Source organism: Shinella zoogloeoides (genome assembly GCF_022682305.1).
GTDB lineage: Bacteria > Pseudomonadota > Alphaproteobacteria > Rhizobiales > Rhizobiaceae > Shinella > Shinella zoogloeoides_B.
The window spans coordinates 1,331,087-1,347,363 of record NZ_CP093528.1 but is presented as its reverse complement, the minus strand read 5'-3'; the positions used below and the strand labels follow the sequence as shown (position 1 = coordinate 1,347,363).

Below are 16,277 nucleotides of genomic sequence, written 5' to 3'. Positions count from 1 at the left end.
ATGACGAAGGAACCACGCAGCCGGGCAGGACACGAAAGGCGGCCCGGCCGCGCGGGCCGTGACCTGCCGCCTGCCAATGACACCCCGGTCATCCATGGCGCCGTCCCGCCGCGCGACGTGCTGCTGCGTTTCATCGCCGAGAACCCGGAACAGGCCTCCAAGCGCGAGATCGCCAAGGCCTTCGGCCTGAAGGGCGAGGCGCGCGTCGAATTGAAGGCGCTGCTGAAATCCTTCGAGGAAGACGGGCTTCTGGAAAAGCGCCGCAAGTCGCTGGTGCGGCCCGGCGCGCTTCCCCCCGTCACCGTGCTCGACATCACCACGCGCGACGTCGACGGCGAGCTGATCGGCCGCCCGGCCGAATGGCTCGACGACGCGGGCGTCGCCCCCGCCGTGCTGATCCGCCAGTCGGGCGGCCCGCGCAAGGACAAGGCCCCGGTGGCCGGCCTTGGTGATCGGGTGCTCGCAAAAATCTTCCCCGCGAAGGAACGCGGCGGGCCGACCTATACAGGCCGCGTCATCAAGGTTCTCGACAAGAAGAAGAATTCCGGCATGGGCGTCTTCCGCTCCATGGCGGGCGGCGGCGGGCGCATCATGCCCATCGACCGGCGCGGCGAGGAAATGGAAGTCGACGCACAGTTCACGGCGGACGCCAGGGACGGCGATCTCGTCGAGATCGACGTCGTGCGCATGGGCCGCTACGGCCTGCCACGCGCGCAGGTCAAGGGCGTGGTCGGCTCGGTCGCCTCGGAAAAGGCGATCTCGATGATCGCCATCCACGCCCACGGCATTCCCTATATCTTCCCCGACGCGGTCATCCGCGAGGCGGAAGCCGCCGGCCCGGCCACCATGTCGCACCGCGAGGACTGGCGCAGCCTCCCGCTCATCACCATCGACCCCGCCGACGCCAAGGACCACGACGACGCGGTCTTCGCCGAGCTGGATACCTCGCCCGACAATCCGGGCGGCGTGATCGTCACCGTCGCCATCGCCGACGTCAGCTACTATGTGCGCCCGAAATCGGCGCTCGACCGCGAGGCGCTGAAGCGCGGCAACTCGGTCTATTTCCCCGACCGCGTGGTGCCCATGCTGCCGGAGCGCATCTCCAACGATCTCTGCTCGCTGAAGGAGGGCGTCGACCGCCCGGCGCTGGCCGTGCGCATGGTCTTCTCCCACGAGGGCCGCAAGGCCAGCCACACCTTCCACCGCATCATGATGAAGAGCGCGGCCAAGCTGTCATACCAACAGGCGCAGGCCGCCATAGACGGCGCGCCGGACAACAAGACAGGCCCGATCCTCGAGACGATCCTGAAGCCGCTCTGGCAGGCCTATCGCATCATGACGGTCGGCCGGAACCGTCGCCAGCCGCTCGAACTCGACATGCCGGAGCGCAAGATCCTGCTGAAGGAAGACGGCACCGTGGACCGGGTCTTCGTGCCGCCGCGGCTCGATGCGCACAAGCTCATCGAGGAGATGATGATCCAGGCCAACGTCGCGGCCGCCGAGACGCTGGAGAAGAAGAAGCAGGCGCTCGTCTATCGCGTGCACGACGCCCCCTCGCTTGCCAAGCAGGAGGTGCTGCGCGAGTTTCTCCAGACGCTCGACATCTCGCTCGCCAAGGGCGGCAACATGCGCTCCAACCACTTCAACGGCATCCTCGCCAAGGCCAAGGACAAGCCGTTCGAGCAGATGGTGAGCGAGATGGTACTGCGCTCGCAGAGCCAGGCGATCTACAGTCCCGAGAATATCGGCCATTTCGGCCTGAACCTCATGAAATACGCCCATTTCACCTCACCGATCCGCCGCTATGCGGACCTGATCGTGCACCGGGCGCTGGTCGGTTCGCTCGGGCTTGGCGAAGGGGGCATCACGCCGGACGAGGAAGCGGTGCTCGACGACATCGCCGCCGAAATCTCCACCTTCGAGCGCCGCGCCATGGCGGCCGAGCGCGACACGGTGGACCGGCTGATCGCCCATCACCTCGCCGGCCGTATCGGCGAGGAGTTCGACGGGCGCGTTTCCGGCGTCACCAAGGCGGGACTTTTTGTCACTCTGCCGGAATATGGCGCCGACGGTTTCGTGCCTATATCCATGCTCGGACGCGACTATTATATCTACGACGAGGCCCATCAGGCGCTTTCAGGCGAGAAGACCGGACTTGGCTACCGTCTCGGCGACGAGGTGCGCGTGAAGCTGGCAGAAGCGGTTCCGCTTGCCGGCTCGCTCCGGTTCGACATGATCAGCGAAGGGCGCAAGATGCCGACGGCGGTGCGCTCGTTCCACAAGTCGGGCCGGCGCAGGAACAGCGCGCCGAAGCGCCAGCCGGGCACGCGCCCGCCGCGCGGGAGACGCTAGGCCGGAGCCGATGCACAGGCAGGAAGGACATGGACATGCAGGCGAATGAGACGACCGGCGGCACGATGCATTTCGGCGGCGCGCCGGATGCCCCTTCCCAGGAACGCCCCGTCGGACGCTCCATCAAGCGGGGCCTTCTGAGCCGCTGCCCGGCCTGCGGCACCGGCCGCCTCTTCCGCGCCTATGTCAAGCCGGTGGATCATTGCGCGGCCTGCGGCGAGGACTATACCCACCAGCGCGCCGACGACCTGCCGCCCTATCTCGTCATCACCATCGTCGGCCACATCGTCGTCGGCGGCTATATGGGGACGGACCTCATCTGGCCGCTCACGACGTGGCAGCATCTCGCCATCTGGGTGCCGATCACGCTCATCCTCTCGCTGCTTCTGCTGCAGCCGGTCAAGGGCGGTGCGATCGGCCTGCAATGGGCGTTGAAGATGCACGGCTTCGGCGCCGCGCCCGAGGAGACGGAAGAACCTGCCGCCTATGGCGACCGGCAGGCATGAGCGCCATCCGGCCCGTCGATGCCGCCTCCATCCTGCTCCTCGACCGGTCGGGGAGCGGTATTCGCGTGCTCATGGGCCGGCGCAGCAGCAGGCATGTCTTCATGCCTAACGTCTACGTCTTCCCGGGCGGCCGGCGCGATGCGGAGGACCGCCGCATTCCGGTCGCCAATCCGCTCAATCCGCACGCTCGCGAACGGCTGGCGCTGAAGACGGGCACGCGCTGTCCCGATTCGCGGCTGCGCGCGCTCGGCGTCGCGGCGCTGCGCGAGCTTTATGAGGAGGCCGGAATCGCCGTGGGCGCGCCGCTCATCGATTCGGCCGGGTCCGCGCTGCCCTTCCGGCCCGATCTCTCGCGCCTGCGCTTCCTTGCCCGCGCCATCACGCCTGCCGGCATGGTCCGCCGCTTCGACACACGCTTCTTTACGCTTTTTGCCGACGAGGCCGACATCGACCCGGCAGGCGCGGCCGCCAGCCACGAGCTGGAAGACGTGCGCTGGGTGGATATTTTTGATCCCGCGGGCATCGAGATGCCCGACATAACCGTATTGATCCTTGAAGAGCTTCAAAAAAGCCTTCAGGAAGACAAGTCTCTCCCCTTCGGAAGGGCCGCGCCGCTGTACCACACCCAGCGCGGGCGCTTTCTGCGGGACCTTCTTTGAGGATCGACAGCATATGACGCAGCCGCAATCGGGAACCTCCGGCCCGGTGGAGCATATTCACTGGCGGTCACTCATTGCAGCCATCGCCGCCATTTCCGCCGTCGGCATCGCCATGGGCCTCGGCCTCCCGCTCCTGTCCCTCATCATGGAGAAGCGCGGCATCTCCTCCACGCTCATCGGCATCAACTCCGCCATGGCGGGGATCGCCGCCATGATGGCCGCCCCCTTCACCACGCGCCTCGCCCATGAATGGGGCACTTCAACCACCATGATCGGCGCCGTCCTGATGGCGGCCGTCAGCGGTCTCGGCTTCTACTACATCGAGAATTTCTGGCTCTGGTTCCCGCTCCGCATCGTCTTCCACGGCGCGACGACGATGCTCTTCATCCTCTCCGAATTCTGGATCAACGCCGCCGCCCCGCCGAGCCGGCGCGGGCTGGTGCTCGGCATCTACGCGACCGTGCTGGCGCTCGGCTTCGCCACCGGCCCGCTGCTCTTCTCGCTGATCGGCAGCGAGGGCGCGCTGCCCTTCACGGTGGGCGCTGTCATCATCCTTCTCGCCGCGTTGCCCATCTTCATCGCCCGCGGCGAAAGCCCGATCATCGATGAGAAGCCCGAGCTGCATTTCATGCGCTACATCCTGCTCGTGCCGACGGCGACGGCGGCCGTCTTCATCTTCGGTGCCGTCCAGGTGGGCGGGCTTTCCTTCCTGCCGATCTACGCCACCCGCGCCGGCTTCTCCGAGGCGCAGGCGGCGCTGCTGCTCACCGTGATGAGCGTCGGCAGCATGGCCTTCCAGATCCCCCTCGGTCTGCTCTCCGACCGTATGCGCGACCGCAGGAGCCTGCTCACCATCATGGCGGCCATCGGCCTCATCGGCTCCCTCTCCCTGCCGCTCATCTCACACAACTGGCTGTTGATGGCCGGCATGCTACTGGCCTGGGGCGGATGCGTCGCCGGCCTCTATACGGTCGGCCTCAGCCATCTCGGCTCGCGACTCGTCGGCGCGGACCTTGCGGCCGCCAATGCCGCCTTCATCTTCTGCTACGCGGTCGGCACCGTGGTCGGCCCCCAGGTGATCGGCGCGGCCATGGATGTCTCCGGCAATGACGGTTTTGCCTGGGCCATCGTCGCCTTCTTCGGCTTTTACCTCGTACTTTCTCTCGGGCGGATGGTTTTCCGGCCGAAACGGGGTTGACTTTTCGGGCGCGATTTGTAGTTTCCGCCCAGATTTAAGCCGTGGAGCAGACTGGCTGTCCGCGGCTTCGTTTTTCATAAAGGCAGGACGACCATGGCCAAGGCTACCACCATCAAGATCAAGCTGCTGTCGACGGCCGACACCGGTTTCTTCTACGTAACGACGAAGAACAGCCGCACGATGACGGACAAGATGACCAAGACGAAGTACGACCCGGTCGTCAAGAAGCACGTCGAATTCAAGGAAACCAAGATCAAGTAATCTTGGGAGCCTTACGAGGTTCGCAAAGGCGCTGGACGGAAACGTCCGGCGCCTTTTCTTTTGCCGCGCTCCCGGCTGCCGCCCCTGCCCGGATTGCAACCGCCCGAATCAAAAACGCCGCCCCCTGATCGGGAGCGGCGTTGAAATGGGGGTCGGTCAGGCATGACGACGGCACGAGGATTCCGTTTTTGTCATGGCTGACCGACCGACCCCACGACCCAGGAGATGCGGCGGACCTAGCATCATGGGGTAACCGGTTGTGCGGCTTTATCTGCCGCCCACAAAACGAGCATCGCGCGAAAAAGAAAAAAAATCAACGAATTCTTAATATTCAGGCAGCGCGTCCTTGTCTCATAGTTAACCGCCGAAGTTGCAACTGTCTCATCCGGCGGCAATTCCGTTATGGAAAACAACAATACAGCACGCCCTTGCCGGCAACCATGACGGTAGGGCCTCACAACCTCCATGAAGGTCCCGGCAGCCACACGGTCAGATTGCACAAAAGCAAGCCCTTGATAAGGCTCATCAAAAATAAATCATGCGATTTATTGTCGAAATCCGCCGCAGCATATGTATGCAGTCGCACTGCGCCACCAGTCCGCCTCGCGCGTGTCCGCACGATAAGTGCCTGAAATTGCAGACGAGCGCGCAACGTCTCTTCAATGCCTGTGGACAAACGGGAGCCGGATGGTCCCGGAACGGCTCAGGCGGCGGCGGCCACAACCCGGTTCCGGCCTGAGCGCTTGGCCTCGTAGAGGGCAGCGTCGGCGCGCTTCAGCAACGCCTCCGGGCTGTCGCCTTCCGGCAGGACGGACGCGATGCCGAGTGAAGCGGTGATCGGCAGGAAGGCATCGGTGCCGGGAATGCGGAACGGCTCCCGCTCGACGATGGAGCGCAGGCGCTCGGCGACACCTGCCGCCATCTCGGCGGACGTATCGGGCATCACCAGCACGAACTCCTCCCCGCCATAGCGGCAGGCAAGGTCCGCGCCGCGCACGGTGGAGCGGACACGGTTGGCGAATTCACGGAGCACGGCATCGCCCGCATCGTGACCATAGGTATCGTTGACGAGCTTGAAGCGGTCGATATCCGTGATGCAGACCGACATCGGCCGGCCGCGCGCTATCGCCCGGTCGATCAACAGCTTCAGGTGACTGTCCAGATAGCGACGATTGTGCAGGCCCGTCAGGCCGTCAGTGACGGCAAGCTCGATTGTATGGCGCACGCTCGTGCGCAGGCGGTCGTTGCAGCGCTTGCGGCGGATCTGGGTGAGGCTGCGGGCGATCAGCTCGTTCGGATCGATCGGACGCATCAGATAGTCCGTCACGCCGAGATCGAGGGCGCGCACGACCACGTCGTCGTCGCCCTGCTCGGCGATCAGCAGGATAGGCAGGAAGCGCGTGCGCTCCAGCGAGCGGAGCTGCGAGCAGAGCCGTAGCGGATCGTAGTCGTCGAAATTCGCATTGACGATGACAAGCTCGTAGTTGCTCTCGGCCGCCTGGAACAAGGCCGCCTGCGGATCGGACATGCAGGTGACGTCGGCGATCGGCTTCAGCGCGCGGGCGATGCGCTCCTGCGAGCTGGCGCGACCGTCGACGAGCAGGATGTCGCCCGGCTCGTTGCCGAGATCGGTATCCAGCCCCTCTTCCATCGAGATGGCGCGCGCGGTCATCGCGCGCATGCGCAGCTCGTCCGTCAGCGTCTTGAGGCGCACCAGGCTCTTGACGCGCGACATGAGCTGCAGGTCGTTGACCGGCTTGGTGAGGAAATCGTCGGCGCCGGCCTTGAGGCCGCGCACGCGATCGGACGGCTGGTCGAGCGCCGTGACCATGACGACGGGAATATGGGCGGTGCGCGGATTGGCCTTCAGCCGCTCGCAGACCTCAAATCCGTCGATGCCCGGCATCATGATGTCGAGCAGGATGAGATCGACCTGGGTGCGCTCGCAGAGCGACAGCGCTTCGTAGCCGTTCTCGGCTGTCAGCACGTCGAAATATTCGGCCAGCAGCCGGGCCTCGAGAAGTTTCACATTGGCCGGAACGTCGTCGACGACGAGAATGCGTGCTGTCATATCCGCCTCATGCGTCGCCGAGATAGGTCTTGATCGTCTCGATGAACTTCGGAACGGAGATCGGCTTGGAGACATAGGCCTCGCAGCCGCCCTGCCGGATTCGCTCCTCGTCTCCCTTCATGGCGAAGGCCGTCACGGCGATCACGGGGATGACGTGAAGCTCGTCGTCTTCCTTCAGCCACTTGGTCACCTCGAGGCCCGAGACCTCGGGAAGCTGGATGTCCATGAGAATGAGGTCCGGGCGGTGTTTGCGCGCAAGATCAAGGGCTTCCATGCCATTCCGGGTCTGGATGGTCGTGTAGCCGGATGCCTCGATGAGGTCCCGGAAGAGCTTCATGTTCAGCTCGTTGTCCTCGACAATCATGACCTGCTTGGGCATCGTGCGTCCCTGTTCCTCTGACCGGCCTTGCAACCTGCCTGGAGATGGATAAGTTGCGGCAAAGCCGAAATCACCCAGCCTGACCGCTGCCACGTTAGCGTCACTTGGTTGATTAAAAGGTAAATTTCCCGAGGAAAACCGATGAAAAGCCAAAAAGATACAACCGCGGCGCAGAACGCGGAAGTAACCGCTGTCGCCATCCTCGGCTGGCTTGCGGGTGAGCCTGAGCTTCTGTCGCGTTTCCTCGCGCTGACCGGCGTGATGCCTTCCGAAGTTCGCAACGCCATGAACGACCCCGGGTTCCTCGCCGGCCTCGTCGATTTCCTGATGAGCCACGAGCCGACGCTGCTCGCCTTCAGCGAGGCGACGGGCATTAGGCCGGAGGCGGTCGTGCATGCCCATGCGGTCTTTTCCGGACCGAACGACGGAGGCGATTTCTGAGCGGCAGGCCTGTGTACGGTCATGCATTCGGCCCCGGCGGCTATTGAGACTCGCGAATTTAAGCCTTAATGTCGCGATGTTCAATATTTGTTCTACATCATGAGCACCGCCGACACGCGTTTTCCGGGCTTCTGCCGCGACTGCCTCTCTGGGCAGCCTGCCGGGCTGCGCCGTTGTCGCGCCTGCGGCAGCCCCCGCCTCCTCTACCATGATGAACTCTACGGCCTGACGCTCGCCCATATCGACTGCGACGCTTTCTACGCGGCGATCGAGAAACGCGACGACCCAACGCTTGCCGACAAGCCGGTCATCATCGGCGGCGGCAAGCGCGGGGTCGTCTCCACCGCCTGCTATGTCGCGCGCATCCATGGCGTGCGCTCGGCCATGCCGATGTTCAAGGCGCTGGAGGCCTGCCCGAACGCCGTCGTCATCAAGCCGAACATGGAGAAATATGTCGCGGTCGGGCGGCAGGTGCGCGCGATGATGCAGGACCTGACACCGCTGGTGCAGCCGATCTCCATCGATGAGGCCTTCCTCGAATTGAAGGGCACCGAGAGGCTGCACCACGATCCCCCTGCCCGCGTGCTGGCGCGCTTCGTGCAGCGGGTGGAGAAGGAGGTGGGCATCACCATCTCTGTCGGCCTTTCCTACTGCAAGTTCCTCGCCAAGGTCGCCTCCGACCTCAACAAACCGCGCGGCTTTTCCGTCATCGGCGAAGCCGAGGCGCTGGATTTCCTGCGGGAAAAGCCGGTGCGCCTCATCTGGGGCGTCGGCAAGGCCTTTGCCGAGACGCTGGAGCGCGACGGAATCCGCACCGTCGGCCAACTCCAGACCATGGAGGAAACCGACCTGATGCGCCGCTACGGCATAATGGGCAAGCGGCTCTTCAACCTCTCGCGCGGGCAGGACGACCGCGAGGTGCACCCGAACGATCCGGCCAAGAGCGTTTCGGCCGAAACCACCTTCTTCGACGATATTTCCAGCCACGACGAGCTTGTCGCGCATCTGCGGCGGCTGAGCGAGAAGGTGGCCGTGCGCCTGCGCAAATCCGGCATCGCCGGCCATACGGTCGTCCTCAAGCTGAAGACCGCCGACTTCAAGGGCCGCACGCGCAACCGCAAGCTCGAAGATCCCACCATGCTGGCCGACAAGATCTTCCGCATCGGCATGGAACTGCTGCGCAAGGAGACGGACGGCACGAAATTCCGGCTGATCGGCATCGGCGTCACCGACCTTGCCGATCCCGGTCGCGCCGACCCGCCCGATCTGGTCGACCCGGCAGCAACACGCCGCGCCGCGGCGGAAGCCGCGATGAACACGCTGCGCGACAAGTTCGGCAAGGCGAGCGTGGAGACCGGCTATACATTCGGCAAATCCGGCCCCGAGCGCTTTCACGGAAAGTTGACCGTGAAGACGTCAGGCAAAACCGGCGATCCCGGCGAATAAATCCCGGCAGTCCGGCGTTCTTGACTGCATCGGGATGGCACGGATCGGGGGAGCGCCGGGGTGCATCAAGCCTTCCTTAAGCGAGATGCACTAGCCTCCCAGCCGGTTTGTATTGCGTACGGATGGGTAACATGAAGTTTCGCCTCGCCACTGGCATGAGCATATTTGGCCTGATGCTGAGCTGCGCCACCGCGCTCGGCGGAACGCTCGAAGGTCCGCTCCAGATCATGGTGTCGAAGGACCTGCAGGAACTGAAGATCTACGATGGCGGCGTTGTGGTCGCCACCTCGCGCGTTTCCACCGGCAAAGCCGGCCATTCGACGCCCACCGGCATCTTCTCGATCCTCGAAAAGAAGCGCACGCATTTCTCCAACATCTATGACAGCGCGCCGATGCCGTTCATGCAGCGGCTCACCTGGTCGGGCATCGCGCTGCACGCTTCAAACAGCGTGCCCTCCTACCCGGCCTCGCACGGCTGCGTGCGCCTGCCGAACGATTTCGCAAAAACTCTGTTCTCCGTCACGCGGCGCGGCGGCCATGTGCTGATCACCGACAGCGAGACGGCGCCGCAGCGCATCGTGCATGAACTGCTCTTCAAGCCCTCCATCGTGGTGCCGGATACGCCGCTGCTCGCGGATGCCGGCCTGCGCCCGACGCTGATCGAGACCGGCGGCAAGAGCGTCGAGGTGGCGATGACCGAGCCGAAGCCGGAGGTCCTCACACCCGTCGTGCAGAAGACCGAGCAGGACCCGATCCGCATCCTCATCACCCGTCGCGGTGATCGGGAAATGATGATCGATCTGCAGACGCTATTGACCTCGCTCGGCTACGATGCCGGCGTGCCGGACGGGCGCCACGGCAAGCAGACGGTGACCGCCATTCGCGCCTTCCAGCTTGCCGAAGGCCAGAAGGAAGACGGCATGGTGACCCAGGAGCTTCTCGCCGCCGTCTATGCCAAGGCCGGCAAGGGCACGCCGCCGAACGGCCAGATCCTCGTGCGCCAGAAATTCAAGCCCCTGGTCGAAGAGCCGATCACCATCCGCAACCCGGAGATCGCGCTCGGAACCCACTTCCTGCTCGCCCGTGAAGTCGATGCCGACAAGGGCAAGGCCGAATGGTATGGCGTCAGCATGGACAACCAGCTTTCGCCCGCGACCCTGAAGCGCCTCGGCATCACCACCGAGGCCGACGCGAGCGCGCCCGACGCCCTGACGAAGACGCTCGACCGCCTGGATATCCCGCAGGACATGCGCAGCCGCATTTCCGGCCTGATGGGCGAAGGCGCGTCCCTCTCCATCTCCGATACGGGCCTCGGCCCGGAAACCGGCGACGGCACGGACTTCATCACCGTGACCCGCAAGGTGCAAAAGGCGGATGCCTCCGTCGTGCAGGGCAAGAAGAAGAAAAAGAAGAGGTCGTCGGTCACGGTGGTGAACTGACCGGGAGAGCCTTCAGACTGGCGCGGTCCGGCCGACCGGAAAGCGCCAGCCAAGTCGCACGCCGAGCGTTCCGAGGGCGATCAACATCATGCCGAGCGCCTGCGCGATCCCGAGCGGGTGGCCATATATGATCCAGTCGATCAGAATCGCGACCAGCGGATAGATGAAGGTCAGCACGCCGATAACCGGCGTTGACAGCTTCGGATAGGCTGAATACATCAGCACATAGGCAATGCCCGTGTGCAGGATGCCGATGCCGAGAAGCCATCCCCATGACGCCGCTGGGACGGAACGGAAGAGATCGGCAAATGGCGCCAGCAGGATGGTGCCGACGACGGTCTGGCACAAGGCCGTCACCTCCGGGCGCTGCTGCCCGAGGCCCTTCGCAAGAATGGTGGCAATCGCATAGAGCAGCGCGGCCGCAAGCGTCAGCGCGATCCCGGCCACCCACGTTGGGTCGACCGCGCCGGAGGAAACGGCAAGGCCGCTTGCGAGAACGACGCCGATGAACGCGCCGACCATCCAGACGATCTGGTCGAGCGTAATCCGCTCCTTGAGGAACAGCACGCCGATCAGGACCACGAAGAAGGGTTGAATATGGTAGACGATCGTCGTCGTCGCGATCGACGTCATCGCAAATCCGGCAAAGAACGCTGTCCAGCTCAAGACCATGCAGACGCCGCCGAGCGCGGCAAGCACCAGCCGGGCCGGTGAGAGGCTCTTGTCCGGCAAATAGCCGCGTATCAGGCACCATGCCCCGAGAAAGGCGGTGCCGAAGGCGCATCGCCAGAAAACGGTCGTCACCGGATCAAGCCCGGCCTCGACCGCGAATGCCCCGACCGTGCCGACGATTACCATCGCGGCCACGAGCTTTGCGGCGGGGAGACTGGTGTCGCGTGTCTTTTCCATGCTGACCTCTCAAAACAGGTTGAGAGGACTTATCGCCGTCCGGCGAAACTCAATCAAACGAATAGATTTGGAGAGCTCTATTCGTTATACTGATAGCACCATGACGAACCCCTTGGATATAGATCTGCTGCGAACCTTTGTTGCCGTCGTCGAAACGGGCAGCTTTTCCAATGCCGCTCCGCGGATCGGGCGCAGTCAGTCTGCCGTGAGCATGCAGATGCAACGGCTGGAACAGGCCGTCGGCAAGCAGCTCCTGATCCGTGGTCCCAAGGCCGTCACGCCCAACGCGGCCGGCTCGGATTTTCTGGTCCACGCCCGCCGGCTCCTGAAACTGTCGGACGAGGCATGGGCAAGCGTCACGCGGCCGGAGGAGAGCGGCTGCGTGCGCCTCGGCGTTCCGGACGACTACGCGGCCTTCCTGCTCCCGCCGGCCCTGGCCCAGTTTGCGGCGGAGCACCCGCGGGTCACGGTGGAACTCGTGTGCGAGCCTTCGACCGCGCTGACGAAGGCCGTCGAAGACGGGCGCATCGACCTTGCCATCGTTACGCGTCTGGCCGAGCAGCCTGTCGAGATCTTGCGGCGGGAGCCTTTCGTCTGGGTCGCATCGCCGTCCCATATCGCCTGGGATATCGAGCCGCTTCCCGTCGCGCTTTTCGAACCCGGTTGCACCGCGCGCATCAACGTCCTGAAGGCCCTTGCGGAAGGCGACCGCGCCTACCGCTGCACCTATTCGAGCGCGAGCCTGCTGGGTCTTGTCGCGGTCGTGCAGGCCGGTCTTGCCATCGCAGGCCTCGCGCTGTGCAGCGTGCCGCCTTCCTTGCGGATCATCGGAGCCAATGAGGGATTGCCGCGTCTGGACGAGCTGGAAATCAGCATCCTGCGCAACCCGCGATCAGCCAGCCCGGCTGTGGAGCGCCTGAACGACTTTCTTCGCCGCGCCCTGTCCTGAGAGGCACGGAGCATCCACGTAACGCCACTGAGCTAAACGTCATCCCCTGGCGCGCAAGGCGCCAGGGCTCTCCTCACACGAGCTCCACATCCAGCACGCCCGGCGTCGAGCGCATGGCGGCCGCGATCTCGGGGGAGATGCGGAAGCGTTCCGTCAGCTCCACCTCGATCTCGCGCTGGCCGCTGTCCTTGATGACGATGAAGGAAACGAGGCCGTCGCCCTTGGTGTTGAGATGAGCGGCGACCGAGCGCAGGGGGCCGCTGTCGCGGACATAAACGCGCAGCGCCTTCTGGGTATGGAGCGATTCCTCCTCCAGCGAGCGGAGCGTCTGGATGCGCAGGCCGATGCCTTCCGGGCGCTCTTCCGCCTGCACGGTCATGACAAGCGATTTGCCGGGCTCCAGCAAGTCGCGGTACTGGTTCAGCATTTCGGAGAACAGCACCGCCTCGAACTGGCCGGAGGAATCGGAGAAGGCGACGATGCCCATCTTGTTGCCGGTGCGGGTCTTGCGCTCCTGCTTGGACGTCACCGTGCCGGCAAGGCGGCCGGCGGTCGCGCCGCGCTTCACCGCGGCGGAGAAATCGCCAAAAGTCTGCACGCGCATCTTGGCGAGGATCGGAGCGTAGGTATCGAGGGGATGGGCCGAGAGGTAGAAGCCGAGCACCTGGAACTCGCGGTGCAGCTTCTCCGAGGCAAGCCAGGGCGTGTAGGCGGGCAGCGTGATGACCTCCGGCCCCGTCGCCGCGCCCATGCCGAAGATATCGCCCTGCCCGCTCGTCTTGTTCTCCTGCGCGCGCTGGGCGGCGCCGAGCAGACGGTCGAGGCCGGCGATCATGGCCGCGCGGTCATGGCCGAAGCAATCGAAGGCGCCGGCGACGATGAGGCTTTCGAAAACGCGGCGGTTGACGAATTTCGGATCGATGCGCACGCAAAAGTCTTCGAGGCTCTTGAAGGGCGCATCGCCGCGCACCTGCACGATATGCTGCACGGCCGCCTCGCCTACGCCCTTGATGGCGGCGAGCGCGTAGTAGATGCGGCTTTCGCCCGTCTCGAAATGGGCGAAGGACGTCTGCACCGACGGCGGGATGACCTCGATGCCGAGGCGCCCGGCATCCTGCCGGAAGTCGTTCAGCTTGTCCGTGTTTGACATATCGTAGGTCATCGACGCGGCGAGGAACTCGACCGGGTAATGCGCCTTCAGATAGGCCGTCTGGTAGGAGACGATGGCGTAGGCGGCGGCATGCGACTTGTTGAAGCCGTAGTTGGCGAACTTGGCGAGCAGGTCGAAGATCAGGTCGGACTGCGGCTTCGACACGCCGTTCTTCACCGCCCCGTCGACGAAGCGGGCGCGCTGCTTGTCCATCTCCTCCTTGATCTTCTTGCCCATGGCGCGGCGCAGAAGATCGGCCTCGCCGAGCGAGTAGCCGGAGAGGACCTGGGCGATCTGCATCACCTGTTCCTGGTAGACGATAACGCCCTGTGTCTCCTTGAGCAGATGGTCGATCATCGGGTGGATCGACTCGATCTCCTCCTCGCCGTGCTTGCGGGCGTTATAGACCGGGATGTTCTCCATCGGGCCGGGACGGTAGAGCGCCACCAGCGCGATGATGTCCTCGATGCAGTCGGGCCGCATGCCGATCAGCGCCTTGCGCATGCCCGCGCTTTCCACCTGGAACACGCCGACCGTCTCGCCGCGCGAGAGCATCTCGTAGGTGAGCTGGTCGTCGAGCGGCAGGCTTTCGAGATTGACCTCGATGTTGCGCTTGCGGATGAAATCGACCGCCGTCTTCAAGACGGTCAACGTCTTGAGGCCGAGGAAGTCGAACTTCACAAGGCCGGCCTGCTCGACCCATTTCATGTTGAACTGGGTGACCGGCATGTCCGAGCGCGGATCGCGGTACATCGGCACGAGCTTGGAGAGCGGCCGGTCGCCGATCACGATGCCGGCGGCGTGGGTGGAGGCGTGGCGGTAGAGGCCCTCGATCTTTTGGGCGATATCGAGCAGGCGCGCGACGACCGGCTCTTTTTCCGCCTCCTCCTGCAGCTTCGGCTCTTCCTCGATGGCCTTGTAGAGGGGCGTCGGGTTGGCCGGGTTGTTCGGCACGAGCTTGCAGATCTTGTCGACCTGACCGTAGGGCATTTCCAGCACGCGGCCGACGTCGCGCAGCGCCGCGCGGGCCTGCAGCGAACCGAAGGTGATGATCTGCGCCACCTGCTCACGGCCGTATTTCTGCTGCACGTAGCGGATCACCTCTTCGCGGCGATCCTGGCAGAAGTCGATGTCGAAGTCGGGCATCGAGACGCGTTCCGGATTGAGGAAGCGTTCAAAGAGCAGCGAGAAGCGCAGCGGATCGACGTCGGTGATGGTGAGCGCATAGGCGACGAGCGAGCCCGCGCCCGAACCGCGGCCCGGCCCGACGGGAATGTTATGCTGCTTGGCCCATTTGATGAAGTCGGCAACGATGAGGAAGTAGCCGGGGAACTTCATACGCTCGATGACGGAGAGTTCGAAATCCAGCCTCTCGCGATAGTCCTGCTCGGTATAGCCGGGTGTCAGCCCGAGCAGCGCCATGCGGCTTTCAAGACCTTCCACGGACTGCCGGCGCAATTCCGCTGCCTCCGCGCGCTCGGCTTCCTCCGCATCGTCCGTCGCGCCGGTGAAGCGCGGCAGGATGGGGCCGCGCGTCTTCAGGACGAAGGAGCAGCGCCTTGCGATCTCCACCGTGTTCTCAAGCGCCTCCGGCAGGTCGGCAAAGAGCTTTGCCATGTCCTTGCGGCTCTTGAGATAGTGGTCCGGCGACAGGCGGAAACGATTGTCGTCCGAGACCATGGCGTTATGCGCAACTGCCATCAGCGCGTCATGCGCGTCATAATCATCAGGCGCCGGGAAGAACGGCTCGTTGGTCGCGACCAGCGGCACGTCCTCGGCATAGGCAAGCTCGACCATGCGTCGCTCATGCTGCCGGTCATAGCGGCCATGGCGCTGCAGCTCGATATAGAGCCGGTCGCCGAAGATCCGCTTCAGCGCCTCAAGCCGCGCCTTGCCAACGGCAGGCTGGCCGGCGAGGAAGGCCATGTCGACCGGGCCGCCGAGCGCCCCCGTCAGCGCGATCAGCCCTTCCGTTCCCTCTTCCACCAGCCAGCTATAGGCGATGCGGATCGCCTGCCCGCTCTCGCCGCCGAGATAGGCACGGCTGACAAGATCGACGAGGCGCGTGTAACCCGCGTCGGTCGCGGCAAGGAGAACGATGGACGGCAGCTTGGCGAGCTGCGCCTGCGGCCCGCGCCGCTCGCCGCCCTCGCCCTCGTCTTCCATGTCGATCGAAAGCTGACAGCCGATCAGCGGCTGGATGCCGTCGCCGACCGCCTTCTGCGAAAATTCGAGCGCCGCGAACAGGTTGTTCGTGTCGGTGATGGCAATGGCAGGCTGCTGGTCGGATATGGCCTTGCCGATGATCTTCTTGATCGGCAAGGCGCCTTCGAGCAGCGAGAAGGCCGAATGCACGCGCAGATGCACGAATTCCGGCGCTTCCGCGATCATCCCGCCCTCTGTCGTCTGCGCTGCGTCCGCCATCTCATCTTCCTTCCGGTCAAGGCAGGAAGCTTAAACGGATTCGGACCCGGCTCGTCCAGAGGGCTTTGCCCGTTGCACCCGCTTTCCACGCAC

13 protein-coding genes are annotated in these 16,277 nt (G+C 64.4%); 9 read left to right on the top strand and 4 right to left on the bottom strand.

Features of this window, described 5'->3' with window-relative positions; translation table 11 throughout:
* From rnr to rpmG, 5 genes are all read left to right on the top strand, one after another.
* A complete protein-coding gene (rnr, locus tag MOE34_RS06870; RefSeq protein WP_242222278.1) occupies positions 1-2,352 on the top strand; it encodes a ribonuclease R in 2,352 nt (783 codons plus the stop codon).
* Positions 2,353-2,387: 35 nt separating this feature from the next.
* Positions 2,388-2,858 carry a DUF983 domain-containing protein gene (locus MOE34_RS06865; protein ID WP_431522418.1) on the top strand — a complete coding sequence of 157 codons (471 nt, stop codon included), beginning with the start codon at positions 2,388-2,390 and terminating at the stop codon, positions 2,856-2,858.
* Complete coding sequence (locus MOE34_RS06860) at positions 2,855-3,517, top strand: NUDIX hydrolase (protein ID WP_242222276.1); 663 nt, start codon at positions 2,855-2,857, stop codon at positions 3,515-3,517. Before MOE34_RS06865 ends, MOE34_RS06860 begins: the two co-directional genes overlap by 4 nt.
* Before the next feature lie 13 nt (positions 3,518-3,530).
* Positions 3,531-4,715 (top strand): MFS transporter, encoded by a 1,185-nt coding sequence (locus MOE34_RS06855; RefSeq protein WP_242222274.1) that lies wholly within the window; start codon positions 3,531-3,533, stop codon positions 4,713-4,715.
* A 93-nt stretch (positions 4,716-4,808) separates the two neighbouring features.
* The gene (gene rpmG, locus MOE34_RS06850; RefSeq protein WP_023512792.1) at positions 4,809-4,976 is read left to right on the top strand and encodes a 50S ribosomal protein L33; all 168 of its coding nucleotides are present in this window, start codon (positions 4,809-4,811) and stop codon (positions 4,974-4,976) included.
* 703 nt (positions 4,977-5,679) lie between these two features.
* Here rpmG and MOE34_RS06845 read toward each other — a convergent pair.
* Positions 5,680-7,047, bottom strand: a complete 1,368-nt coding sequence (locus MOE34_RS06845; protein WP_242222270.1) for a PleD family two-component system response regulator — start codon at positions 7,045-7,047, stop codon at positions 5,680-5,682.
* Positions 7,048-7,054: 7 nt separating this feature from the next.
* The gene (locus MOE34_RS06840; RefSeq protein WP_003547430.1) at positions 7,055-7,426 is read right to left on the bottom strand and encodes a response regulator; all 372 of its coding nucleotides are present in this window, start codon (positions 7,424-7,426) and stop codon (positions 7,055-7,057) included.
* Positions 7,427-7,567: 141 nt separating this feature from the next.
* On the opposite strand from MOE34_RS06840, the gene MOE34_RS06835 reads away from it, so the two are divergent.
* The 3 genes from MOE34_RS06835 (at position 7,568) to MOE34_RS06825 (ending at position 10,752) form a co-directional block, all read left to right on the top strand.
* Positions 7,568-7,867 carry a DUF3572 domain-containing protein gene (locus tag MOE34_RS06835; RefSeq protein ID WP_242222268.1) on the top strand — a complete coding sequence of 100 codons (300 nt, stop codon included), beginning with the start codon at positions 7,568-7,570 and terminating at the stop codon, positions 7,865-7,867.
* A gap of 99 nt (positions 7,868-7,966) precedes the next feature.
* Complete coding sequence (locus MOE34_RS06830; RefSeq protein ID WP_242222266.1) at positions 7,967-9,313, top strand: DNA polymerase IV; 1,347 nt, start codon at positions 7,967-7,969, stop codon at positions 9,311-9,313.
* 131 nt (positions 9,314-9,444) lie between these two features.
* A complete protein-coding gene (locus tag MOE34_RS06825; RefSeq protein WP_242222264.1) occupies positions 9,445-10,752 on the top strand; it encodes a L,D-transpeptidase family protein in 1,308 nt (435 codons plus the stop codon).
* A gap of 12 nt (positions 10,753-10,764) precedes the next feature.
* Here MOE34_RS06825 and MOE34_RS06820 read toward each other — a convergent pair whose 3' ends face one another.
* Entirely contained in the window at positions 10,765-11,661 is an 897-nt protein-coding gene (locus MOE34_RS06820; protein ID WP_242222262.1) for a DMT family transporter, read from the bottom strand.
* A 100-nt stretch (positions 11,662-11,761) separates the two neighbouring features.
* Here MOE34_RS06820 and MOE34_RS06815 point away from each other — a divergent pair, with 100 nt between their 5' ends.
* Positions 11,762-12,610 (top strand): LysR substrate-binding domain-containing protein, encoded by an 849-nt coding sequence (locus MOE34_RS06815; protein ID WP_242222260.1) that lies wholly within the window; start codon positions 11,762-11,764, stop codon positions 12,608-12,610.
* A gap of 73 nt (positions 12,611-12,683) precedes the next feature.
* Here MOE34_RS06815 and dnaE read toward each other — a convergent pair whose 3' ends face one another.
* Positions 12,684-16,184 carry a DNA polymerase III subunit alpha gene (dnaE, locus tag MOE34_RS06810; protein ID WP_242222258.1) on the bottom strand — a complete coding sequence of 1,167 codons (3,501 nt, stop codon included), beginning with the start codon at positions 16,182-16,184 and terminating at the stop codon, positions 12,684-12,686.
* Positions 16,185-16,277: the final 93 nt, after the last annotated feature.